The organism is Microbacterium sp. Se5.02b (assembly GCF_019464375.1).
GTDB lineage: Bacteria > Actinomycetota > Actinomycetes > Actinomycetales > Microbacteriaceae > Microbacterium.
Genome location: NZ_CP080491.1, coordinates 3,641,158 through 3,663,536, shown reverse-complemented (window position 1 = coordinate 3,663,536; position 22,379 = coordinate 3,641,158). Strand labels below are relative to the sequence as shown.

At 69.5% G+C, this 22,379-nt stretch carries 20 protein-coding genes and 2 pseudogenes; 16 read left to right on the top strand and 6 right to left on the bottom strand.

Features of this window, described 5'->3' with window-relative positions; translation table 11 throughout:
• The first annotated feature begins 21 nt into the window (after positions 1-21).
• The gene (locus K1X59_RS18405; RefSeq protein ID WP_220173693.1) at positions 22-1,392 is read left to right on the top strand and encodes a glutamate decarboxylase; all 1,371 of its coding nucleotides are present in this window, start codon (positions 22-24) and stop codon (positions 1,390-1,392) included.
• Positions 1,393-1,412: 20 nt separating this feature from the next.
• Here K1X59_RS18405 and K1X59_RS18400 read toward each other — a convergent pair whose 3' ends face one another.
• Complete coding sequence (locus K1X59_RS18400; protein WP_183151101.1) at positions 1,413-2,147, bottom strand: aminoglycoside 3'-phosphotransferase; 735 nt, start codon at positions 2,145-2,147, stop codon at positions 1,413-1,415.
• Positions 2,148-2,331: 184 nt separating this feature from the next.
• Between K1X59_RS18400 and K1X59_RS18395 the strand changes: the two are divergent.
• Together K1X59_RS18395 and K1X59_RS18390 are read left to right on the top strand one after the other, a co-directional pair.
• A pseudogene (locus K1X59_RS18395) lies at positions 2,332-3,089 on the top strand (SDR family NAD(P)-dependent oxidoreductase).
• Positions 3,090-3,143: 54 nt separating this feature from the next.
• Positions 3,144-3,974: an NAD(P)-dependent oxidoreductase gene (locus K1X59_RS18390; protein ID WP_183151100.1), complete on the top strand. Its 831-nt coding sequence runs from the start codon at positions 3,144-3,146 to the stop codon at positions 3,972-3,974.
• Between the two features lie 52 nt (positions 3,975-4,026).
• Here K1X59_RS18390 and K1X59_RS18385 read toward each other — a convergent pair.
• The 5 genes and pseudogenes from K1X59_RS18385 to K1X59_RS18365 all read right to left on the bottom strand — a co-directional run bounded on the left by K1X59_RS18385 (position 4,027) and on the right by K1X59_RS18365 (position 7,563).
• Positions 4,027-4,775, bottom strand: a pseudogene (locus K1X59_RS18385) (sulfite exporter TauE/SafE family protein).
• Positions 4,772-5,467, bottom strand: coding sequence for an ankyrin repeat domain-containing protein (locus tag K1X59_RS18380; protein ID WP_220173692.1), 696 nt, complete (start codon positions 5,465-5,467; stop codon positions 4,772-4,774). The pseudogene K1X59_RS18385 and the gene K1X59_RS18380 overlap by 4 nt, the downstream one beginning before the upstream one ends.
• Before the next feature lie 37 nt (positions 5,468-5,504).
• Positions 5,505-6,143, bottom strand: coding sequence for a bifunctional 4-hydroxy-2-oxoglutarate aldolase/2-dehydro-3-deoxy-phosphogluconate aldolase (locus tag K1X59_RS18375; RefSeq protein ID WP_183151098.1), 639 nt, complete (start codon positions 6,141-6,143; stop codon positions 5,505-5,507).
• A 64-nt stretch (positions 6,144-6,207) separates the two neighbouring features.
• Positions 6,208-6,762, bottom strand: coding sequence for a ribosomal protein L7/L12 (locus tag K1X59_RS18370; RefSeq protein ID WP_220173691.1), 555 nt, complete (start codon positions 6,760-6,762; stop codon positions 6,208-6,210).
• 39 nt (positions 6,763-6,801) lie between these two features.
• The gene (locus K1X59_RS18365; RefSeq protein WP_183151096.1) at positions 6,802-7,563 is read right to left on the bottom strand and encodes a GntR family transcriptional regulator; all 762 of its coding nucleotides are present in this window, start codon (positions 7,561-7,563) and stop codon (positions 6,802-6,804) included.
• A 178-nt stretch (positions 7,564-7,741) separates the two neighbouring features.
• Here K1X59_RS18365 and K1X59_RS18360 point away from each other — a divergent pair, with 178 nt between their 5' ends.
• The 13 genes from K1X59_RS18360 to K1X59_RS18300 all read left to right on the top strand — a co-directional run bounded on the left by K1X59_RS18360 (position 7,742) and on the right by K1X59_RS18300 (position 22,363).
• Positions 7,742-8,437 carry an MgtC/SapB family protein gene (locus K1X59_RS18360; protein WP_183151095.1) on the top strand — a complete coding sequence of 232 codons (696 nt, stop codon included), beginning with the start codon at positions 7,742-7,744 and terminating at the stop codon, positions 8,435-8,437.
• 71 nt (positions 8,438-8,508) lie between these two features.
• Positions 8,509-9,417 (top strand): TIM barrel protein, encoded by a 909-nt coding sequence (locus K1X59_RS18355; protein ID WP_244632177.1) that lies wholly within the window; start codon positions 8,509-8,511, stop codon positions 9,415-9,417.
• The gene (locus K1X59_RS18350) at positions 9,414-10,577 is read left to right on the top strand and encodes a Gfo/Idh/MocA family protein (RefSeq protein ID WP_183151093.1); all 1,164 of its coding nucleotides are present in this window, start codon (positions 9,414-9,416) and stop codon (positions 10,575-10,577) included. Before K1X59_RS18355 ends, K1X59_RS18350 begins: the two co-directional genes overlap by 4 nt.
• A gap of 65 nt (positions 10,578-10,642) precedes the next feature.
• A complete protein-coding gene (locus K1X59_RS18345) occupies positions 10,643-12,052 on the top strand; it encodes an extracellular solute-binding protein (RefSeq protein WP_220173690.1) in 1,410 nt (469 codons plus the stop codon).
• A gap of 2 nt (positions 12,053-12,054) precedes the next feature.
• The gene (locus K1X59_RS18340; protein WP_258566928.1) at positions 12,055-13,002 is read left to right on the top strand and encodes a carbohydrate ABC transporter permease; all 948 of its coding nucleotides are present in this window, start codon (positions 12,055-12,057) and stop codon (positions 13,000-13,002) included.
• The gene (locus tag K1X59_RS18335) at positions 12,999-13,853 is read left to right on the top strand and encodes a carbohydrate ABC transporter permease (protein WP_202045679.1); all 855 of its coding nucleotides are present in this window, start codon (positions 12,999-13,001) and stop codon (positions 13,851-13,853) included. The genes K1X59_RS18340 and K1X59_RS18335 overlap by 4 nt, the downstream gene beginning before the upstream one ends.
• Complete coding sequence (locus tag K1X59_RS18330; protein ID WP_183151092.1) at positions 13,853-14,926, top strand: ABC transporter ATP-binding protein; 1,074 nt, start codon at positions 13,853-13,855, stop codon at positions 14,924-14,926. Before K1X59_RS18335 ends, K1X59_RS18330 begins: the two co-directional genes overlap by 1 nt.
• A complete protein-coding gene (locus tag K1X59_RS18325; protein ID WP_220173689.1) occupies positions 14,926-15,132 on the top strand; it encodes a hypothetical protein in 207 nt (68 codons plus the stop codon). The genes K1X59_RS18330 and K1X59_RS18325 overlap by 1 nt, the downstream gene beginning before the upstream one ends.
• On the top strand, positions 15,129-18,008 hold the full coding sequence (locus K1X59_RS18320; protein ID WP_220173688.1) for a CehA/McbA family metallohydrolase: 2,880 nt from the start codon (positions 15,129-15,131) through the stop codon (positions 18,006-18,008). The genes K1X59_RS18325 and K1X59_RS18320 overlap by 4 nt, the downstream gene beginning before the upstream one ends.
• Complete coding sequence (locus tag K1X59_RS18315; protein WP_220173687.1) at positions 17,981-18,910, top strand: hypothetical protein; 930 nt, start codon at positions 17,981-17,983, stop codon at positions 18,908-18,910. The genes K1X59_RS18320 and K1X59_RS18315 overlap by 28 nt, the downstream gene beginning before the upstream one ends.
• A 60-nt stretch (positions 18,911-18,970) precedes the next feature.
• The gene (gene iolC / locus K1X59_RS18310) at positions 18,971-19,927 is read left to right on the top strand and encodes a 5-dehydro-2-deoxygluconokinase (RefSeq protein WP_183151087.1); all 957 of its coding nucleotides are present in this window, start codon (positions 18,971-18,973) and stop codon (positions 19,925-19,927) included.
• Between the two features lies 1 nt (position 19,928).
• Positions 19,929-20,828, top strand: a complete 900-nt coding sequence (locus K1X59_RS18305; RefSeq protein ID WP_183151086.1) for a deoxyribose-phosphate aldolase — start codon at positions 19,929-19,931, stop codon at positions 20,826-20,828.
• A gap of 17 nt (positions 20,829-20,845) precedes the next feature.
• Positions 20,846-22,363, top strand: coding sequence for a CoA-acylating methylmalonate-semialdehyde dehydrogenase (locus tag K1X59_RS18300; protein ID WP_183151085.1), 1,518 nt, complete (start codon positions 20,846-20,848; stop codon positions 22,361-22,363).
• The last annotated feature ends 16 nt before the right edge of the window (positions 22,364-22,379 follow it).

Sequence of the window (22,379 nt, the reverse complement as noted above, 5' to 3'; positions counted from 1 at the left end):
CCCCGTCGAAAGGTCCCCCGCATGAGCACACCGTCTTCGGACTACGAGCCGATGTTCACGAGGCCGGGGGAGGCGACGGTCGCACCCCGGCACGTCATCCCGCCGCAGGGGTCGCTTCCCGCGACGGCGAAGCAGATCGTCGAGGACGAGACGATCCTCGACGGCAATGCACGATTGAACCTCGCCACATTCGTGAGCACGTGGATGGACGACGAGGCCAGACAGGTCTATGCCGCGTCATTCGACAAGAACATGATCGACAAGGACGAGTACCCGCAGACAGCGGCGATCGAAGACAACTGCTGGCGCATGCTGGCCAACCTCTGGAACGCGCCGGATGCGGCGAACAGCATCGGCACATCGACGATCGGCTCCTCGGAGGCCTGCATGCTGGGCGGCCTCGCGTTCAAGCGGCGGTGGCAGCAGGCCCGGCATGCAGCGGGGAAGGATGCGTCGTCGCCGAACCTGGTGATGTCGTCCGCCGTGCAGGTGTGCTGGGAGAAGTTCTGCAACTACTTCGACGTGGAGCCGCGCTACGTGCCGATCAGCGCCGAGCACAAGACGCTCGACGGACACGACCTCGCGAACTACGTCGACGAGAACACGATCGGCGTCGTCGCCATCATGGGCGTCACCTACACGGGCATGTACGAGCCGGTCGCCGAGATCGCCGCCGCACTGGATGAGATCCAGAAGACGACAGGGCTCGACATCCCCATCCACGTCGACGGCGCCTCCGGGGCGATGATCGCGCCGTTCCTGCAGCCCGACCTGGTGTGGGACTTCCGACTCGAGCGGGTGCATTCGATCAACACCTCCGGTCACAAGTACGGACTCGTCTATCCGGGCCTCGGCTGGGTGGTGTGGCGTGACGCGAAGTGGCTGCCGGATGATCTGGTGTTCAAGGTCAGCTACCTCGGCGGCGAGATGCCCACGTTCGCGCTGAACTTCTCCCGCCCCGGTGCACAGGTGCTGCTCCAGTACTACCTGTTCCTGCGGCTCGGATTCGAGGGGTACCGGGCCGTGCAGCAGACCGCCCAGGACGTCGCGAAGTATCTGTCGGCCGGAATCGCGAAGCTCGACGCCTTCGAACTGTGGAACGACGGAAGCGACATCCCCGTGTTCGCGTGGCGTCTGAAGGACGGGCATACGAAGAACTGGACCCTCTACGACCTGCAGGATCGGCTGCGGATGCGCGGCTGGCTGGTTCCCGCCTACCCGATGCCCGCCGACCTCGAGCACATCACCGTGCAGCGGATCGTGGTGCGCAACGGACTGAGCATGGACCTCGCGGCCGACCTCCTGGACGCGATCGCCGCCGAGGTGGAGTACCTCGACGCGCTCACCGCGCCGATGCCCGCCGACCACTCCGACTCGGCCTTCCACCACTAGTGGCGAAACAGGGCCTGGGCTCAGGTGGCGTTCCAGAGGTCGCGGTAATAGGCGAGACGTTCGCGGTCGGGCTCGAGACCGTAGGCCTCGATCAGTGCGTCCTCCCAGCCGGGGCCGAAGTTCCACTCGGTGCTCATGGACGCGACGGCGAGGTCGGCCCAGCGGTCGGCCACGCCGAGCAACGCCAGGTCGACGTGCGCGAGCCAGCGGCCGTCGTCGCCCACCAGGGTGTTCGGGCAGCACGCGTCGCCGTGGCTCACGACGAGACGGTCGACCTCTGGCGGCGTGCGGAACGACTCCGGGACGACGATGCCGCGGCGTTCCGCATTCGCGATGCGTGAAGGCACGCTCCACTCCCAGGGGCACTCCGCGACGGGCAGGGCGTCGTGCATCGCGCGCAGCCCCTCGCCCACGGCGCGGACGGCCGTCGCCGGTTCCGCGACCCACCGTGGATCCACGGCGCTGAGTCCGTCGAGCGCGGCGGTGACCATCCACTCGTGCGTCTCATCCGACCCGCTGTCGAGCACGGTGGGAACCGCGATCCAGCGTGACGCCCAGCGCATCCGCTCGGCCTCGTCGCTCAGGGTGAATTCCAGGTTCCGCGGACCCCACTTGACGAAGAAGGGCTCGGAGACTCCGGTGGCACGGAACGTCAGGCCGCCGTAGTCGTTGCGCCAGACGCATTCGAGGTCGGCGTCTCCCGCGAGTAGGCGGACGCGGTCGGGCACGGCGATGTCTTCGACGGGGATCGACATGCTCCTATCCTGCCCGAGGCCTGCGACGGGGAGGTCGGAGCGAGTCATCCGCCGAGGCGGTGTCGTAGGCTCGCTTCCGACGCGGTTCCCTGCGCTCGACCCGCACCGACCCGGTTCGTCGTGGAACCAGGAACCACGTAGGCTGAAACCCAGTCGCACGTCGACGTTCGAAGGAGAACATCAGATGCAGATCAGCGGACAGGGCGCACTCGTCACCGGTGGGGCCTCCGGCCTCGGCCTCGCGACCGCGCGCCGACTCGTCGCCGCGGGCGCCCACGTCACGATCATCGATCTCGCCTCGTCGAAGGGCGCCGACATCGCGACCGAGCTCGGCGGGCTCTTCGTCGCCGCCGACGTCACGAGTGCCGAAGAGGTCGAGGCCGCGGTCGCCGCCGCCCAGGCCGCGGCGCCCCTGCGCGTGGTGGTGAACTGCGCCGGGATCGCACCCCCGCCAAGGTGCTCGACCGCGAGGGTCATCCCGCCGTGCTCGCCGACTTCGAGCGCGTGATCCGCATCAACCTGGTCGGCACGTTCAATGTCATCGCGCAGGCCGCCGCCGTGATCGCGAAGAACGAGCTGCACGACGAGGAGCGCGGCGTGATCGTGAACACCGCGAGCGTCGCCGCGTTCGACGGGCAGATCGGGCAGCCCGCGTACTCCGCATCCAAGGGCGGCGTGCACGCGATGACGCTCCCGGTCGCCCGCGAGCTCGCCCGGCACGGCATCCGGGTCTGCACGATCGCGCCCGGCATCATGGAGACCCCGATGCTGATGGGGCTGCCGCAAGAGGCGCAGGACTCGCTCGGCCAGCAGGTGCCGTTCCCCGCGCGACTCGGTCGCCCCGACGAATACGCCGCCCTCGTGCAGCAGATCGTCGAGAACGGCTACCTCAACGGCGAGACCATCCGTCTCGACGGCGCCATCCGCATGGCTCCGCGCTGACCCCACGCCTCGACGGGAACGAACAGCACTCGCGATCAGAACCTAGGAGAACTCATGACACTGGCTGGAAAGACAATCCTGATGTCGGGTGGCAGCCGCGGCATCGGACTCGCGATCGCGCTGCGGGCGGCCGCGGACGGCGCGAACATCGCCATGCTCGCGAAGACCGACACCCCGCACCCCAAGCTCGAGGGCACGATCCACACCGCCGCCGAGCAGATCAGGGCGGCGGGCGGACAGGCGCTGCCGATCGTGGGCGACGTGCGCGACGACGACGACATCACCGAAGCGGTCATGAAGACGCAGGGCGAGTTCGGCGGCATCGACATCGTCATCAACAACGCCAGCGTGATCGACCTGTCGCGCTCGCTCGACCTGAACGCCAAGAAGTACGACCTGATGCAGGACGTCAACGTGCGTGGCACGTTCATGCTGTCGCGCGCCGCAGTGCCGATCCTCAAGGACGCCGAGAACCCGCACATCCTGTCCCTGTCGCCGCCCCTCAACCCCACCCCGAAGTGGCTCGGCGCGCACACCGGGTACACGCTCGCCAAGTTCGGCATGACCATGGCGACGCTCGGGCTCGCGGCGGAGTTCGCGCGCGACGGGATCGCCGCCAACACGCTGTGGCCCCGCACCACGATCGCCACGGCGGCGGTGCAGAACCTCCTCGGCGGAGACAAGGTCATGGCGGCGAGCCGCACCCCCGACATCTACGCCGATGCCGCCTATGCCGTGCTGCTCAAGCCCGCGGCGTCATACACAGGACAGACGCTCATCGTCGAGGACGTGCTCGAGGCCGACGGCGTGACCGACTTCTCACGGTACGCGGCAGTACCCGGCACACCGGACAGCGCGCTCTTCCCCGACATCTTCCTCGACTGAGCGTGTGTCCCTCAGCGAAGGCGGCGCGGCCGGGAGTGCCGGACCAGGTCGCTCAGATCAGCAGGTACAGCGCGCCGAGGATCGTCAGCACGATCACGATGCGGTCGAACACGCGCTGGTTCATGCGCTGCGCGACCCGCAGGCCGAGCAGCGCACCGATCACCACGAGCGGGGCGAGCACGGCATCCATCAGCAGCACCGGCGCGTGGAACAGTCCGAGGCCGGCGAGGAACGGCACCTTGATCACGTTGATGATGGCGAAGAACCACGCCGAGGTGCCGAGGAACACCTGCACCGGCGTGCGGGTGGCGAGGAAGTACATCGACATGACCGGTCCGCCCGCGTTGGCGACCATGGTCGTGAATCCGCCGAGCGTGCCGTAGGCGCCCGCGAGCACGATGCCGCCCGACGGCGGCGTCACCGTATCGGTCCTGCTCTGCCGCCGCCGACGCCAGAGGGTCACGGCGATCATGAGCAGGAGGATCACGCCGATCGCCCGACGGACGATGCCGTCACCCGCGACGGCAAGGAAGGCGAACCCCGCGAGCAGTCCGGCGATCACCGCCGGAGCGAGGCGCAGCAGCGTGGGCCAGTGGGCGTGGCGGCGATACGCGATCAAGGCGAACACGTCACCGACCATGAGCAGCAGCAGGGTCGCGGCGGTGGAGGTGCGGGCGGGCAGCACCGCGGCGAACAGGGCGATCGCGAGGATGCTGCCCCGGGCAGCGCCGTCTTCGAGATGCCGATCGTCACAGCGGCCACGGCGAGAGCGACCCATGCCCACGGGTCGAGCGCGATCACCGCTCGAGCTCGGCGACGATCGCGTCGTAGCCGCGGGCACGGGCGAGGTCGACCGGCAGCACACCGTCGCCGTCGGGGATGCCGACGTCCGCCCCGCCGTCGATGAGCGCGCGCACGACCTCGACGTAGCGGGAGGAGCCGTCGCCGAGCACGATCGCCTCGTGCAGCGCCGTCCAGTTCAGGTTGTTGATGTGGTTCGGGTCGACGCCCGCCTGGAGCAGGATCTCGACCGTTGCGAGGAGACCCCGTTCGGAGGCCGGGATGAGGGCGGTGCCCCCGAAGCGGTTCGTGCTCGTCAGGTCGGCGCCGTTCTGCAGCGTCAGGCGCAGGATCTCGTCATGCCCCCGCGCGCCGGCGTACAGGTACGCGGAGTCCTGGATGTCGTCCTTCGCGTTGACGTCGGCGCCGGCCTCGATGAGCGCCCGTGCCGCATCGACCTGATTCGCCTTGGTCGCGGCGACCAGGGCCGTCATCCCCGCGTCTCCTCGTGCCTCGATGTCGGCGCCTTCGTCGAGCGCGACCCGGACGGCAGCGGCGTCCCCGGCGGCAGCGGCGTCGAGCAGATCAGTCGTGGCGTCGGTCACGGGGGCCTCCTGGGTCGGCGGGGTCGGCTGCGGCGCGGCCGTGCAGCCGGCGGTCAGCAGCATCGCGGCGGCGACGCCCGCCGCGCTCAGCATCCGTCGCACGCGCATGCATCCGGTATACCAAATCGAGCGCGACAGCGCTCGTTCAGTTCCGTGCGGCGGAGAGAGCCGCGGTGAACCGGGCCGCGCGCTCCTCGATGTCCGCCCAGTCCGATGCCGCGATGGAGGCGCCGTTCGCGAGGTCGCCGCCCGCGCCGACGGCGACGGCCCCGGCAGCGAACCAGGCGGAGAGGTTGTCGGGGCTCACGCCGCCGGTCGGCATGAGGGGCGCATCGGGGAAGGGGCCGCGCAGGGCGCCGAGGTAGGCGGGGCCGCCGAGCGAGGCGGGGAAGATCTTCACCACATCGACGCCGAGCTCGAGCGCACTCATGACCTCGGTCGGGGTCATCGCGCCGGTCATCACCACCCGGTCGGTGTCGAGCATCGTGCGGGTCAGGTGCGGCAGAGTCCCTGGGCTCACGAGGAACTGCGCGCCCGCCTCGGCCGCCTGCTCCGCATGGGCTGCCGTCGTCACGGTTCCCGCACCGATGTACGCGGCATCGCCGTGCCGGGCGATCAACTCACGGATCACGGCGGGGGCGTCGGGAGTGGAGAAGGTGACCTCGATGCCGGTGACTCCGCCGCGGATGATCGCCTCGGATGCCTCCAGCGCCAGCTCGGGCGACGGGGCTCGGAGCACGGCGAGGATGCCGGTCGTGCGGGCGGGGTCGAGACGGTCGGGCATGAGGCTCCTTGCAGTGGGGGACCGTCCCATTCTCCTCCGCGCTGACGGGGTTCGTCGCCCAGGGTCAGCGCCCGCCGGTTCCCCAGGTGTCGATCAGATCCTTCGACTCCTTCAGCCCGAGGCCGGTGTGCTGCCGCAGGAGCTTGATCGCGGCGATCGCGGCACCGCCCGCGACGAGTGCGTCGATCTCGGAGGCCGTCGACGCGGGCAGGGAAGCGCGGACCGTCGACGGCGTCAGGCCGACCGCGGGCAGGGCGGAGCGGGCGGCGGCGGCGTGCGACACGGGAGCCTGGTGCGGTGCCGTGGTGCTGGCCGACCAGTGCTCGATGCGATCTTTGGCCTCTTTGAGACCGACACCCGTGTGGTCGCGGTAGAGCTTGATCGCGTGGATCTTCTGGTTCGCGGCGACGAGTCGGTCGATCTCGGCCACGACGTCGGGGGTCAGGGCCGACGATGCGGGTGCCGCGGTCGAGGCTGCCGTGCGCGGTGTCGTCGGCGCGGGTGCGAAGACCTGCGGTGCGGGGAGCTTCGGGCGCATGCCGCGCAGAGCGAGGGTGAGGACGGCGACCACGATGACCAGTCCGACGACGATCCCGATGACCCACACCACCGCATCCATGGTGCTCAGTCTAGGGAGGTGCGGCCGGCGCTCCGGGTGCTACTTGGCGACCAGCGTCGTCTCGAACCGGTAGAGGTCTGGACGATAGCAATGGTGCCCGAACTCGATCGCCGCGCCGGACTGATCGAACGAGATGCGCTCCATCGTCAGCAGCGGTCCGCCCGCCTCGATCTCCAGCAGCTCGGGCTCGTCCGCCTCCGCGCGGCGGGCGCCGATCTTCTGTTTGGCGACGCGGATGGCGATGCCTCTGGCGCGCAGCACCTGGTAGAGACCTCGGGACTCGAGCTGCTCGACGGAGATGTCGGCGAACTCCTTCGGCAGGTAGTTCTCGAGCACGGCGACCGGGACGCCGTCGGTGCTGCGTCGCCGTCGCAGATGCAGCACCTCGGTGCCGGCGGGGAGGGCCAGCGCGGCCGCGATCTCGTCGGAGGCGGCGATCACTTCGTGGGTGAGCACCTGCGTGCCCGGTTCATGATGGGCGCTCTGCAGATCCTCGAACAGGCTGGTGAGCTCGACCTGCCGCGTCACGGACCCCTGCACGACCTGCGTGCCGATTCCGCGTCGCCGCACGAGCAGACCCTTGTCGACGAGCTCCTGGATCGCGCGCCGGATGGTGGGTCGGGAGAGTCCCAGCTGCTCGGCGATCGACACCTCGTTCTCGAGCCGGGCGCCTGCCGGGATGGCCCCCGATTGGATGGCGCTCTGGAGGCGGGTCGACACCTGGAAGTACAGCGGAACAGGGCCGGTGCGGTCGATGTCCGCGAAGAGGTCGTTCGGCCACGGGGTGACGACATCGGCCATGGGTGCTCCACTCTGTGTCAGGGAGTCACATTGTAGCGACAATCATACGATCCGATCCATCCTCGACTTCCCCCGTCTTTCCGGGCATGAGCGGTCATCCCGCCAGGGAAAAGCCCGCACGGAGAGAGTCGAGATGCTTAAAGTGCTATTGTTCTGACATGATCGAAGGGACAGGAGCGTGATCGGGGATCCGCACCTCCTCGTCGAGCTCGGGCTCCTCGGTCTCGCGTTCGTGCTCTCGCTCGCGGTCGGTGTCGAGCGTTCGCGCAAGCAGAAGAACGCCGGGCTCCGCACGCACGTCCTGGTCGGGCTGGGGTCGGCGATCTTCACGCTCATCTCGGCGTACGGGTTCGAGGGTGTGCTGGGTCCTGACGTCGCGGTCGATCCTTCGCGCATCGCTGCGCAGGTCGTCTCCGGCATCGGCTTCCTCGGCGCGGGCGTGATCTTCGTGCGCAACAACGCCGTCTCGGGGCTCACCTCGGCCGCGACCATCTGGGTGGTCGCCGCGATCGGCATGGCGTGCGGCGCGAACATGCCCCTGCTGGCGATCGCCGGCACCGCCCTGCATCTGCTGACGGTGGGCCCGCTGTCCCGGTTGCGCGACCGGGTGCGCCCTGAGCCGGAGCGCCTGCGCGTCACGCTGCAGTATGCGGCGGATCGCGGCGCGCTCCGCGAGGTCATGGCGGCGGCCGAGCGGCGCGGCCTGCCCGCGACGCTCCTCGGCGCTGCCCGGATCCACGGCGACTCGGACATGCGGGCGACCCTCGAATTCGCCGAGGCGGCACCGGATGCGCGGTCGGATCTGATCGACGACATCGCCCGCCTCGACGGTGTGCGGTCGGTGGTCGTCCAGGGCTTCTCCGAAGACGATTGATGCATATGTCATGACCTGCTAACATTCTCAACGGACCTGGGTCCGACCGTTCAATGAAGAAAGGAACACGCGTGATCCGCATCGCGAACGCTCCGGTCAGCTACGGAGTCTTCGAGCTGGCTCGACCGGACCTCGTCGCTCTGCCGCAGGGGGAGGAACTCGCCCGCTGGGTCAGCGACGCCGGGTACCAGGGCATCGACCTCGGCCCCGTGGGACTGCTCGGGCGCGGAGCGGATCTCACGGATCGCCTGGACCGTCACGGCCTCGAACTCGCCGGCGGCTGGGCCGATCTTCCGTTCGCGGCCGACGAGGAGCAGTTCGCCGCTGCCCTCGCCGCGCTCGACGACATCCTCGATGTGTTCGTCTCCGCAGCCGAGAACGACCAGGCCATGGCGCCTCTGCCCACGCTCGCCGATTCGGGCAGCGCGAAGCGCAAGGCGAAGCCGGGCGGAGCGCCGGAGCTCACGCTGCGCGGCGACGCCTGGGCGCGGTTCGCCGACCGGGTGAATGCCGCGGTCTCCCGGGTACGCGAACGCGGACTCGAACCCACGTTCCACCACCATGCCTGCACCTATGTCGAGACTCCCGAGGAGGTCGATGCGCTCCTCGCCTCGACCGACGTCGGCCTCACCTTCGACTCCGGTCACCTGCTCATCGGCGGGGGCGATCCTCTGGCCGACTTCCGTCGCTGGCGGGACCGCATCAACCACCTCCACCTCAAGGACGCCCGCACCGGGATCCTGCACGAGGCGCTCCAGGACGACGACCCGATGCGCTCCGTGTGGGAGAAGCGGGTCTTCGTGCCGCTGGGCGACGGCGACCTCGCGGTGACCGAACTGCTGGACGAGATCATCGCCAGCGCATACCAGGGCTGGCTCATCGTCGAGCAGGACGTCGTGCCGCGCTCGGCCGCAGACGTCGAGCGTGCCAAGGCCGACCAGGTCGCCAACCGCGAGGCCCTGCGGCGGTGGTTCGCATGAGCGTCACACGCGTCGCCGTCATCGGTCTCGGTGCGATCAGTCAGAGCGTGCATCTTCCCCTCCTGCGCAGGAACGCCGACACGTTCGCCATCGCGGCGCTGGTCGACCTCTCCGCGGAGCGCACCGCCGACATGGGGCGGCGATACGGCGTCGCCGACGCGCACAGGTTCACCTCGGTCGACGACCTCGTCGCCGCGAAGACCGACGGTGCGGTCGAGGTCGACGCCGCGATCCTCGCCACCACCGGCTCGCACGCCGGAGACACGCTGCGCCTCGTCCGCGCCGGCATCCGCGTGCTCGCCGAGAAGCCGCTGGCCTACTCGGTGGCAGAGCTCGATGCGCTCACCGCATACGCCGACGAGGCGGGTGTCGACCTGCGCGACTGGGTGCGTGTCGGCTACATGAAGGAGTACGACACGGCCTCGCTGCGGGCGAAGGAGCTGCTGGCCGATGTGACCCTCCGTGCCGTCAGCGTACAGGTGATGCATCCGCTCGACGGCTCGCAGCTCGCGTACGCGCGACTGGCCGCGCCCACCGGAGACGTCCCGCGCGAGGCGCTGGAGCCGCTCCTCGCCTCGACCTCCTCGGTCGTCGACGGCGCCGTCGGCTCCGACCTGCCCGCCGACCTCCGCACGCTCTACACCAACGTGGTGCTCGGCTCGATCGTGCACGACGTGGGCCTGCTCCGCTCGCTCGTCGGGGGACTCGGTGAGGTGTCGTCCGCACAGCACTGGGGGCCGAAGATGCCGGGCTCCGTGCACCTGAGGGGAGCGCTCGCGCGCGACGAGACGCCGTGGACCGTCGACTGGCACTACATCGACGGCTACCCCGACTACCAGGAGACCGTCACCTTCCACCACGAGACCGGAACGATCGAGCTCGTCTTCGGCGTGCCCTACGTGACCAACCTCCCCACCATCCTCCGCGTGACCGAGAGTCACCCGGAGCTCGGCATCCGCGTGAGCGAATCGCGTTGGATGCAGCAAGAGGCTTTCGAGAACGAGCTGTACGCGCTGGCGGCGCTGGTCCGCGGCGAACGCCCCTCCGGGGCGGGCGTCGAGGAGTCGGTCGCCGACGTGCGCGTCGGGCAGCGGATGATCCGCGCTCTCGCACTCTCGAAGGGCTTCGCACTCGCACCGGGCGCCGAAGCCGCGCAGTAGACACCCCGCAACACCCGAATCCGAGCGGTTCTCGCTCGGCGATCAGCGACACAGAAAGGTCGGAAATGGTCACGTATGGAAAGCGCCGCCTGCTCGCGGCGTTCGCCCTCACCACCGTCGGTGCGGTCGTCCTGGCCGGCTGCTCCGGAAGCTCGGAGCCCGAGACGGAGGAGTCGTCTGGCCCCGTCACCCTCACCCTCACCACCAACTCCATCACCGGCGGGAAGAACGCCGCCGAGGCGGACTGGATCGCGGACTGGGTCATCCCCGAGTTCGAGAAGGCGATGGAGGAGGACGGCAAGGACGTCACCGTCGAGTTCCAGCCGCAGGGCGTGGACGACGAGGACTACAAGACGAAGATCGCGCTCGACCTCCAGTCGGGCAAGGGCGCCGACATCATCGGCATGGACGGCATCTGGGTCGGCGAGTTCGCCGAAGCCGGATACATCAAGCCGCTCGCCGAGGTGGGCGGCAGCGCCGTGGACGACTGGGACGGCTGGGCGCAGATCCCCGACGCCGTGCAGAACGCCCTCTCGTTCGACGGCGAGCGCTACGGGGTGCCGCAGGGCGCCGACGGCCGGGTGCTCTACTACAACAAGGATCTCTTCGTGCAGGCCGGCCTCGACGAGGACTGGGCTCCCGAGAGCTGGGACGACATCCTCGACGCGGCAGGCGACCTCAAGAAGCTCGACGGTGTCACGCCGATCCAGCTCAACGCCGGAACGGCGATGGGTGAGGCGACCACCATGCAGGGGCTGCTGCCGATGCTGGTCGGCACCGGAGAGCAGGTCTTCGAGGACGGCAAGTGGATCGGCGCCACCGACGGCATGGAGGAGGTGCTCGACCTCTACAAGACGATCTACGTCGACGAGGGGCTCGGCGATCCGGTGCTGCAGCAGGAGGCGTCGGGCCGCGACACCTCGTTCCAGCTCTTCGCCGAGGGCAAGATCGGCATCCTCCTGGAGGGTGACTACTTCTGGCGTTCGGTGATCAACCCCGCCGAGGGTGTCGGCACCGCGCCGATGGCAGACCGCGACGACGTCGTCGGCTACGCCAAGATCCCGGCGATCGAACCGGGCGAGGGCATCGACGGCCAGGACTACGTGTCGATGTCGGGAGGCACCGGGCGCGTGCTCAACCCCAACTCGAAGCACGCCGAGCTGGCGTGGGAGCTGCTCGCGTTCATGAACTCGCCCGAGGCCTACGAGGCCCGTGCCGCCGGCACCCTCGCGATCTCGCCGCGCAACGACGTGAACGAGAAGCTGCTCTCGTCCGACCCGATGCTGACGTTCGTGAGCGAGGAGGTGCTGCCGATCACGGCATACCGCCCCGGCCTCGCGGCCTACCCGCAGGTCTCGGTGCTGCTGCAGCAGGCCACGCTCGACGTCGCCACCGGAACCTCGGTCGACGACACCCTGAAGACGTACGTCCGCGGACTCGAAGGCGTCGTGGGTCCGGACTCGATCTCCGAGTGACGATGACGAACGCAACGATGCCGGCGGGGAGCGTCACCGCTCCCCGCCGGCGCCGCGCGGAGGATGTCGCCGGTCTCGGGCGGGCACGGGCGACGCTGTTCGCGGCACCCGGCCTGCTCCTGATCGGGCTGTTCCTCCTCTTCCCGGCGATCTGGACCGTCTACCTCGGGATGACGAACTACCGGTTGACCGGCTTCGCGGCCGCCAGCCCGCAGTTCGTCGGACTCGAGAACTTCTCGACCGCTCTGAACGATCCGCGGTTCTGGAACTCGCTGTGGCTCACGCTCGTGTTCGTGCTCGTCTCGGGCATCATCGGGCAGACGGTCCTCGGATTCGCTCTCGCCTGGATGCTGCGCAACGTGCGCGCCGGGGTCAAGACCTTCGTCGAGACGCTCGTGCTCGCCGCGTGGGTCATCCCCGCCTCGGTCGCGTCGTTCCTGTGGCTCGCGCTCCTCGACCGACGCACCGGGACGCTCAACGCCCTGCTCGGCACCGAGGGGGCGGCGTGGCTGATCGAGCACCCGATGGAGTGCATCATCATCTTCAACATCTGGGTCGGGACCGCGTTCTCGATGCAGCTGTTCTCGTCGGCGATCAGCGCCGTGCCGCCGTCGCAGCTGGAGAGCGCCCGCATGGTCGGGGCCAACACCTGGCAGCAGCTGCGCGACGTGATCCTGCCGAACATCAAGGGCCACCTGCTGACCAACACGCTGCTGATCACGCTGTGGACCTTCAACACGTTCACGCCGTACCTGCTCACGGCCGGTGGGCCGAACGGTCAGACCGACATCCTCTCGGTGTACATCTACCAGACCGCCATCCCGGGCGGACAGCTCGGACTCGGCGCCGCGATCTCGCTGATCATGCTCCTCATCAACCTCGTCATCGCGCTGATGTACACGCGCGTCTCGCGGGGCCGGAGCACGAAGAAGAAGAAGGTGCGCTCATGATGACGACCATCAAGACGGTGGCTCGCGACCGGTCGGTGACCCACTTCGTGTCGCGGATCCTGTTCACGCTCGTCCTCGTGCTCGTGTCGCTGTTCTTCGCGCTGCCGATGGTGTGGCTGATCCTCGCGCCGTTCGACGCGACCCCCTCGTTGACCGTGTCGTGGCCGGACTGGACGCTCGACAACTTCGCGCGGCTGGTCGAGAACCCGTATGCGATGAAGTCCATCCTGAACTCGCTCATCCTCGGCATCGGGACGATGGCGCTCGTGATCGTGCTCGGCGCCCTGGCGTCGTACGCGATGAGCCGCATCAACATCCCCGGGCGCGACGGCATCCTCTACGGGCTGCTGCTGCTGTCGTCGATCGTGACCGGCACCGCGGCGATGGTCCCCACGTTCCAGCTCATCAACCAGCTGCAGCTGATCAACACGCACGTCGGAGTCATCCTGGTGCTCGCCGGAGGCATCCTGCCCACGGTGATCTTCATCCTCAAGGACTTCATGGACTCGATCCCGAAGTCGTACGAGGAATCGGCGCGGCTGTATGGCGCCGGACCGTTCCGCATCCTCAAGGACGTCGTCGTGCCGATCGCCCGACCCGGGCTGGCGTTCATCGCGATCTGGACGATCGTGCAGGTGTGGGGCAACTTCCTCGTGCCGTTCCTGCTGCTGCGCACGCCCGACATGCAGCCGGCCGCCGTGCTCATGTACACCTTCTACACCGAGAGCGGCCAGGCCGATCTCCGACTCATCTCGGCGTTCTCGCTGGTGTTCTCGGTGCCCGTCCTCCTCATCTACTTCTTCGTCAACCGCCGCTACGGCTTCCGCTTCCACGGAGGGATCAAGTCCTGATGGCCGCCATCATCGCAACAGAACTCGTCAAGGAGTACCCCGGTGGGGTGCGCGGCGTCGACAGCGTCGACGTCGAGATCGCGGACGGCGAGTTCTTCGCCCTCCTCGGTCCGTCCGGATGCGGGAAGACCACGCTCCTCCGCTCCATCGCGGGCCTCGAGAGCATCACCTCAGGAAAGCTCACGATCGGGACGAAGGACGTCACGAACGCCGAGCCCGGAGAGCGCGGGGTGGCGATGGTCTTCCAGGACTACGCCCTCTTCCCGCACATGGACGTCGGCGACAACATCGCGTACCCGCTGCGGATCCGCCGCGTGGCCAAGGGCGAGCGCCGCACCACGGCCGAGTCCGTCGCCAACGGCCTCTCCCTGAACGGACTCATCGAGCGCCGTCCTGGACAGCTGTCCGGTGGGCAGCAGCAGCGGGTGGCTCTCGCCCGCGCCGTGGCGACGCGCCCCGACGTCCTGCTGCTCGACGAGCCGCTCTCGAACCTCGACGCGCGTCTGCGGCTCGAGGCGCGCACCTTCCTCAAGGAGCTGCAGCGCGACCTCGGCGTCACCACGGTGTTCGTGACGCACGACCAGGCCGAGGCGCTCGCGCTCGCCGACCGCATCGCGGTGATGAAGGCCGGCAAGCTGCAGCAGATCGGTTCGCCGCGGGAGATCTTCCATCGCCCGAACAACACCTTCGTCGCCGGGTTCATCGGTTCGGTGCCCATGAACCTGTTGGAGACCACGGTCACCGGCGGTGCCGTGCGCATCGGCGACGCGGACGTGCCGGTTCCCGTCGAGGCGGCGGCATCGGTGCGCGACGGCCAGGCGGTGAGCTGGGGCATCCGTCCGGAGTACCTGCGCTGGTCGACGGAGCCGATCGAAGGCGGCATCGCGGCCGAGGTCGTCGTCACCGAGACGCTCGGGGCGACGAGCCTGGTGCTGGTGAGCGCCGGCGAGCACAAGATGCAGGTCGTCGTCCCCGAAGAGCAGGAGCCGGTCGCCGGCGACCGCGGCTGGATCGTGCCGCAGCTGAACCGCGCGCTGCTCTTCGACACCGGATCCACCGAGCGGATCGGCTGATGGCGAGCATCCGCACCACCCTCCACCTCACCCACGAGATCCAGAACGAAGACCGGTACGTGCGCGTGCCGTTCGACGTGCCCCGCGGCACGGACTCGCTCGAGGTGCGCATCTCGTATGACGCGGAGGCGGCGGTGATCGACCTCGGCTGCGAGGGCGCCGCGGGTGGCGCGGATGGTCGGGCGGTGCACGACAGGACTACGTGATCCGCACCGATGACGCCACCCCCGGGTACCTGCCCGGTCGCCCGGAAGAGGGCGAGTGGTACGTGATCCTCGGGGTGCACCGGCTCAGCGCCGGTGGGGCCGACGTCGTGGTGGAGATCCTGCTTCCCGCGGAGTCGGAGATCGACCACGGCCCCGTCGCCGTGCCCGTGACCGACGTGCGCCGGGGCAGCGCGAGGAACCTCCCTGCTCCCGCCGGTCTGCGCTGGTACGCGGGCGACTTCCACGCGCACACGCTGCACTCCGACGGCCGCGAGAGCATCTCCGGTCTCGCGGCGCTCGGCGTGCGCGCCGGGCTCGACTTCCTCGCCGTGACCGACCACAACACGACCAGTCACCACGCGCACCTGCCCGTCGTCGGGGCGGAGCAGGGCATCACCCTGCTCCCCGGACAGGAGGTCACCACGCACCGTGGCCACGCGAACGCGTTCGGCGACATCGGCTGGATCGACTTCCGCCGCCCGGCGCAGGAGTGGGTCGACGAGGTCGAGCGACGCGGCGGCGTGCTGAGCGTGAACCACCCGATCTCCGGCGACTGCTCGTGGCTGCACCCCCTCGACCGCACTCCGCGCGCGATCGAGCTGTGGCACTCCACCTGGTACCGCGAGCTCATCGCCACCTCACCGCTCGCCTTCCACGAACGGTGGGACAAGAGCGCCGTGCTCCTCGGTGGCGCCGACTTCCACATGCGGAGCCAGGGTGTCGGCCCCGGCACGCCGACCACCTGGGTGGCGGCCGAGAACGACTCGGTCGAGGCCATCCTGGCCGGAGTCGCCGCCGGTCGCACCGCCATCATGGGCGGGGTCTCGGTGCGGGACGGCCTCAGCATGCCCGAACTGTTCACCGCGCCGGTGCTGCTGCGGGTCGACGGAGAGCTGCTCGCGATCGACGCCGACGGCCTGATCCTCGTCGACGGCGAGGGGAGCGACGCTCGGTGCACGGCGACAGCGCCTCCTTCGACGGCGATCCCGCTGCCGGCCCCTACTACCTGCTGCACGCCGACCGCAGCATCGCCGCCCTCTGCGCCTGACCGCGCCCGAACGTCCCATCCAGAGATTCAGGAGTCCCCGCCCGTGAGCAGTGAGATCGTCGTCGTCCCCCACACCCACTGGGATCGCGAGTGGTACGAGCCGCACGATGTGTTCCGCCTCCGGCTCGTGCACATGCTCGACCGGCTGATCGGCATCCTCGAGGCGGAGCCGTCGTACCGGTTCACGCTCGACGGACAGGCCGCGGCCGTCGATGACTACCTCGAGATGCGCCCCGACATGCGCGACCGCGTGGTCGCCCTGGTCGAGCGCGGGCAGTTGAGTATCGGACCGTTCCTGATCCTGCTCGACGAGTTCGGCTGCGACGGCGAGACCATCATCCGCAACCTCGAACTCGGCCGGGCGGTGAGCGCGCGCCTCGGACGCGCGATGCCCGTCGGCTACCTCCCCGACATGTTCGGGCACGCGGCGCAGATGCCGCAGATCCTCGCCGGGTTCGGCATCCGCCACAGCGCCCTCTGGCGCGGCGTGCCCGCCGGTGTCGCCGAGCACGCCTTCGCCTGGGTGGCTCCGAACGGCGACGCGGTGCGCTGCGAGTACCTCTTCGACGGGTACGGCAACGGACTCGACATGTTCGCGCTGCCCGGTCAGCTCCCCGCGCTCGCCCCCGACTACGCCGAGCGCACCGCCTCCTGGTACGGCGACGACCCGGTGCTCGCGATGCTCGGCACCGACCATTCCGCCCCGCCCGAAGACCTCGCCGAGGTCATCCGCGAGTACGACGCGGCGGGGCAGGAGCCGCACCTGTCGATCGCGACGCTCGACGAGCACCTCGCGCGGTACGCGACCGACGTCGACACGCTCGCCGCCCTCCCGCAAGTGCACGGCGAGATGCGCTCGCACGCGAGGGGCAACCTGCTGCCCGGCGTCTTCTCGATCCGCACGAACCTCAAGCGCGAGATGGCCAGGTCCGAGCAGGCGCTCACCGCGGCGGAGCGCCTCGACCTCCTGTACGGCACGCGCGACCACCGCTCCTTCTTCGACACCGCCTGGTACCGCATCGTGGAGAGCACCGCGCACGACTCGGTCACGGGCTGCGGTGTCGACGCCACCGCGGAACAGGTCGGTACCCGCATCCACACCGCAGGGCACATCGCCCGTGGCGTGATCGACAGCGTGCTGCGTGACGTGTCGGCCGCGGTCTCGCCGACACGCCATCTGGTGTTCAACCCCTCGGGGTTCGCGCGGCGCGCACAGGTCGAGGTCACGCTGCACGGCGTCGACCCCGGCGCGCTCGCTCCCGGTGTGCAGCTGCTCGACCCGCTGCCGACCGTGCTCGGAGACGAGCGCATGCGCACCGCCGACCTGCCGAAGATCCTCCGTCGCATCCACGGTCGTGAGCTGTTCGGACAGCAGATCAACGGCTACGAGTGGGGAGACGGATCGCTGCGCTTCCAGGTCGCCGAGAGCGCGCAGGGCGTGTGGGACCTGGCGGCCTTCACCGTCGAGCTGGAGGAGCGCGTGGCGGCGGATGCCGGGGGCGAAGGCCTCTGGCACGTCGAGACCATCGCCGACCAGCGGCACCGCGCTCTGCTGGCGGTCGACGTCGACGGACTCGCGCTCGCCGCGGTCGACGAGACGAGCGCTGCGGCATCCGTCGACCCCGTCACCGTGACCGCAGAGGCACTCTCCAACGCGGCGCTGACGGCGACCGTGAACCCCGACGGCACCGTCCGGATCGAGGGGCGGACGGCTCGTCGATCGACGGCGCGCTCGCCCTCATCGACGAGGGCGATTGCGGCGACTCGTACAACTACGGTCCGGTCGACGCGGCCTCTGCGGTGTCGGAGCCGTCGTCGGTCGAGGTGAGCGTGGTCGAGGAGGGGCCGTTGCGCGGACGCATCCGCATCCGTCGGACCTACGACCTGCCGGTGAGCCTCGACCCGGACCGCCGCCGCTCGACCCGCACGGTGCCGCTGGAGACCGAGACCACGATCGAACTGCGCGAGGGTGAGGGGTTCCTGCGGGTCGGCATCGACTACGTGAACACCGCGTCCGACCACCGGCTCCGGGTGCTGGTCCCCGTCGACGGCACGGGGCTCGACTCCTCCCGCAGCGCGGGGCAGTACGGCACGACGGTGCGCGGGCGCGAGGCCGAGGGCGGCTGGGGCGAGTTCCCGCTGCCCACCTATCCGGCCTACCGTTTCGCGGCCGCGGGGTCGACGGCGGTGCTGGTGCAGAAGCTGTCGGAGTACGAGCTGGTCTCGGCGCCCGGTGCCCCCGATGCGCTCGCGGTCACACTGTCGCGCTCGGTGGGGATGATGAGCGTGAACGTGCACCCGCTGCGCGATGAGCCGGCCGGCTCCGAGATCCCCGTCCCCGGGGCGCAGTACCTGGGCGTGGCCGTGCACACCGACCTGGCGATCATGGTCGGTGCCGACGACGCGGGCGCCGTGCGCGCCGGTGACCTCTTCCGGCACGACCCGCTCGTGGTCCGGGGCTCCGGTGAGGTCGATGGTCCGCTGCCCGAGGCGGCTTTCCCCGTCGAGGTCGCCGGAGATGTCGTGCTCGAGTCGGCGCGGCGCGTGGGGAGCGAGGCCGAGCTGCGGTTCGTGAACTACCTCGGCGAGGAGCGCGACCTGGCGTTCGCGTCGCCCGGCGATTGGATGCGGGTCGACCTGGCCGGTGAGGCGCAGGGAGGCGCCTTCGATGCGGCGGCTGCCCGCGTGGTGGGCGGTGGGATGCTCAGCATCCGGCGCGCGATCGACTGAATCCCAAAGAACCCACTAAGTGCTAATGTTAAGACAAATGCGAGACGGAGAGGAGGGGTGATGACGGAGGAACGATCGATCACCGAGATCCTGACCATCGGTCGGCTGGGCGTCGACCTGTATCCGCTCCAGGATGGTGTCGGACTCGGCGAGGTCACCACCTTCGGCAAGTACCTCGGAGGCAGCGCCGCCAACGTCGCGGTGGCCGCCGCGCGGTACGGGCACGACACCGCGCTCCTCTCGCGCGTCGGAGACGACCCGTTCGGGCAGTACCTCCGCGACGAGCTCCAGCGGCTCGGAGTGCGCAACGACTTCGTGGCGACCGACCCGACCTACAAGACGCCGATCACGTTCTGCGAGATCTTCCCGCCCGACGACTTCCCGCTGTACTTCTACCGGGAGCCCACCGCACCCGATCTGCAGATCCGTCCGGACGACGTCGACGACGACACGGTGCGGGAGGCGGCGCTCGTCTGGTTCACCGCGACCGGTCTGAGCGAGGAGCCGAGCAGGCAGACGCACCTCGACCTGCTCGCGAGGCGTGGCCGACGCGCCCACACCGTGTTCGACCTCGACTACCGGCCCATGTTCTGGGAGACACCGGAGCACGCCAGGGCGCAGATCCAGCACGCCCTGCGCTTCGCCACGGTCGCCGTCGGCAATCGTGAAGAGTGCGAGGTCGCCGTCGGCGAGACCGATCCGCAGCGGGCGGCCGACGCGCTCCTCGAACGAGGAGTGGAGCTGGCGATCGTCAAACAGGGCCCCCGAGGGGTCCTCGCGAAGACGCGGTCGCGACAGGTCGAGATCCCCGCGACCGCGGTCGAGGTCGTGAACGGGCTCGGCGCCGGCGACGCGTTCGGCGGAGCGCTGTGCCACGGGCTGCTGGCGGACTGGGAACTCGAGAAGACCCTCACCTACGCGAACGCGGCGGGCGGCATCGTGGCCGGCCGGCGGGAGTGCTCGACGGCGATGCCGACCGAGCGCGAGGTCGCCGAGGTCGTGAACGGAGATGCGTGAGATGACAGCTTTGACCGATGCGGACTTCCAGCGGCTTCGCGCCGTGCGTGCCGAGTCGCCGCACACGATCCGCGAGACCCTCGCCGGGCGCCGTCGCCGTGACATCATCCGCGACGACGGACGGCTCTTCATCATCGCCGCCGACCACCCCGCCCGCGGGGCCCTGGCGGTGGGCGGATCGCCGTACGCCATGGCCGATCGCTATGAGCTGCTCGACCGCCTCGCGATCGCGCTGCGACACCCCGGCGTCGACGGCGTGCTCGGCACCCCCGACATCATCGACGACCTCGCCGTGCTCGGACTGCTCGACGACAAGATCGTGGTCGGCTCGATGAACCGCGGCGGGCTGCGCGGCGCGAGCTTCGAGATGGACGACCGCTACACGGGGTACGACGTGCCAGCCATGGTCGACTCCGGCATCGACTTCGCCAAGGCCCTGCTCCGCGTGAACCTCGACGACGACGGGACGGCGCCCACCCTCGCCTCCACCGCCGACGCGGTGACCGCGGCCGCGCGTGCCGACCTTCCGATCATGCTCGAGCCCTTCCTCAGCCGCCGCCTCGACGGACGAGTCGTCAACGACCTGAGTCCTGACGCCGTGATGCTGTCGATCGCCATCGCGAGCGGCCTCGGAGCGAGCAGCGCCAGCACCTGGCTCAAGCTCCCGGTGGTGGACGACATGGAGCGCGTGCTGGCCGCGACCACGATGCCGGTGCTGCTGCTCGGCGGCGATGCGGGTGCCGACCCCGACGACACGTTCTCCTCGTGGGAGGACGCCCTGTCCCTTCCCGGTGTGCGCGGCCTCACGGTCGGCCGCACGCTGCTGTACTCCTCCGACATCGACGTGGCAGCGGCCATCGACGTCGCCGCCTCCCTCGTCCACCCCGGCCGCACGGCCTGACCCCGCAGAAGGACTCCATGACCTCCGACATCCCCGAGATCGGCCATTGGATCGATGGTGCTCCGCGTCCGTCGACGAGCGCGCGGACGGCGCCGGTGTTCAATCCGGCGACCGGGCGGATCAGCGGCCGTGTCGCCCTCGCCGACGACACCGAGATCGCGGCCGCGATCGCCTCGGCGCGGCGCGGGTTCGACGAGTGGAGCGGGTGGTCCATCGCGAAGCGGCAGAGCGTGCTGTTCGCTTTCCGGGAGCTGTTGAACGCGCGCAAGACGGAGCTCGCGGCGATCATCACCGCCGAGCACGGGAAGGTCCTCTCGGACGCGATGGGCGAGATCCTGCGGGGGCAGGAGGTCGTCGAGCTCGCGACCGGCTTCCCGCACCTGATCAAGGGCGCCTACTCCGAGAACGTGTCGACGGGGATCGACGTGTACTCGCTCAAGCAGCCGCTGGGCGTGGTCGGCATCATCTCTCCCTTCAACTTCCCGGCGATGGTGCCGATGTGGTTCTTCCCGATCGCGATCGCCGCGGGCAACGCCGTGATCCTGAAGCCCAGCGAGAAGGATCCCTCGGCCGCCCTGTGGATGGCGGAGCTCTGGGCGGAGGCCGGTCTCCCGGCCGGCGTGTTCACGGTGCTGCAGGGCGACAAGCAGGCCGTGGACGGACTGCTGCACAGCGACGAGGTGTCGGCCATCTCGTTCGTGGGCTCCACGCCGATCGCGCAGTACATCTACGAGACCGCCGCGCGCAACGGCAAGCGGGTGCAGGCGCTCGGCGGCGCGAAGAACCACATGCTGGTGCTGCCGGATGCCGATCTCGATCTCGTCGCGGATCAGGCGGTGAATGCGGGCTTCGGCGCGGCGGGCGAGCGTTGCATGGCGGTCTCGGTGCTGCTGGCCGTGGAGCCTGTCGCGGATGCGCTGATCGAACGCATCACGGAGCGGATCGGCCGTCTGCGGATCGGCGACGGCGCCGGCGATGGTGCCGGCGAGCCCGACATGGGTCCGCTGATCAGCGCCGAGCACCGCGCCAAGGTCGCGGGCTACGTGGATGTCGCCGAGGCCGACGGCGCCAGGATCGTGGTCGACGGCCGGGGTCTGACGGTCGAGGGTAGAGAGGACGGGTTCTGGTTCGGGCCGACACTGCTCGACGGGGTTCCGACGACCTCGCAGGCGTACCGCGACGAGATCTTCGGCCCGGTGCTCTCGGTGCTGCGCGTCGCGACGTTCCAGGAGGGGCTCGACCTCATCAACTCGGGGCGCTTCGGCAACGGCACGGCGATCTTCACGAACGACGGTGGTGCCGCACGTCGTTTCCAGCACGAGGTGCAGGTCGGGATGATCGGGATCAACGTCCCCATCCCGGTGCCGGTCGCCTATCACTCGTTCGGCGGATGGAAGGCGTCGTTGTTCGGGGACGCCAAGGCGTACGGTGTCCACGGGTTCGAGTTCTTCACGCGCGAGAAGGCCATCACGAGCCGCTGGCTCGACCCGGCCGCCCACGGGGGCATCGACCTCGGCTTCCCGCAGAACAGCTGACGCACGGACAGGAGTG

What these genes read in the sequence shown, in the direction of transcription:
- K1X59_RS18405 (WP_220173693.1), top strand. Translation starts at nt 22, where the DNA reads ATGAGCACACCGTCTTCGGACTACGAGCCGATGTTCACGAGGCCGGGG.
- K1X59_RS18305 (WP_183151086.1), top strand. Translation starts at nt 19,929, where the DNA reads ATGACAGCTTTGACCGATGCGGACTTCCAGCGGCTTCGCGCCGTGCGT.
- K1X59_RS18335 (WP_202045679.1), top strand. Translation starts at nt 12,999, where the DNA reads ATGATGACGACCATCAAGACGGTGGCTCGCGACCGGTCGGTGACCCAC.
- K1X59_RS18375 (WP_183151098.1), bottom strand. Translation starts at nt 6,143, where the DNA reads ATGCCCGACCGTCTCGACCCCGCCCGCACGACCGGCATCCTCGCCGTG.
- K1X59_RS18400 (WP_183151101.1), bottom strand. Translation starts at nt 2,147, where the DNA reads ATGTCGATCCCCGTCGAAGACATCGCCGTGCCCGACCGCGTCCGCCTA.
- iolC (WP_183151087.1), top strand. Translation starts at nt 18,971, where the DNA reads ATGACGGAGGAACGATCGATCACCGAGATCCTGACCATCGGTCGGCTG.
- K1X59_RS18380 (WP_220173692.1), bottom strand. Translation starts at nt 5,467, where the DNA reads ATGCGCGTGCGACGGATGCTGAGCGCGGCGGGCGTCGCCGCCGCGATG.
- K1X59_RS18370 (WP_220173691.1), bottom strand. Translation starts at nt 6,762, where the DNA reads ATGGATGCGGTGGTGTGGGTCATCGGGATCGTCGTCGGACTGGTCATC.
- K1X59_RS18300 (WP_183151085.1), top strand. Translation starts at nt 20,846, where the DNA reads ATGACCTCCGACATCCCCGAGATCGGCCATTGGATCGATGGTGCTCCG.
- K1X59_RS18340 (WP_258566928.1), top strand. Translation starts at nt 12,055, where the DNA reads ATGACGAACGCAACGATGCCGGCGGGGAGCGTCACCGCTCCCCGCCGG.
- K1X59_RS18330 (WP_183151092.1), top strand. Translation starts at nt 13,853, where the DNA reads ATGGCCGCCATCATCGCAACAGAACTCGTCAAGGAGTACCCCGGTGGG.
- K1X59_RS18390 (WP_183151100.1), top strand. Translation starts at nt 3,144, where the DNA reads ATGACACTGGCTGGAAAGACAATCCTGATGTCGGGTGGCAGCCGCGGC.
- K1X59_RS18350 (WP_183151093.1), top strand. Translation starts at nt 9,414, where the DNA reads ATGAGCGTCACACGCGTCGCCGTCATCGGTCTCGGTGCGATCAGTCAG.
- K1X59_RS18365 (WP_183151096.1), bottom strand. Translation starts at nt 7,563, where the DNA reads ATGGCCGATGTCGTCACCCCGTGGCCGAACGACCTCTTCGCGGACATC.
- K1X59_RS18345 (WP_220173690.1), top strand. Translation starts at nt 10,643, where the DNA reads ATGGTCACGTATGGAAAGCGCCGCCTGCTCGCGGCGTTCGCCCTCACC.
- K1X59_RS18325 (WP_220173689.1), top strand. Translation starts at nt 14,926, where the DNA reads ATGGCGAGCATCCGCACCACCCTCCACCTCACCCACGAGATCCAGAAC.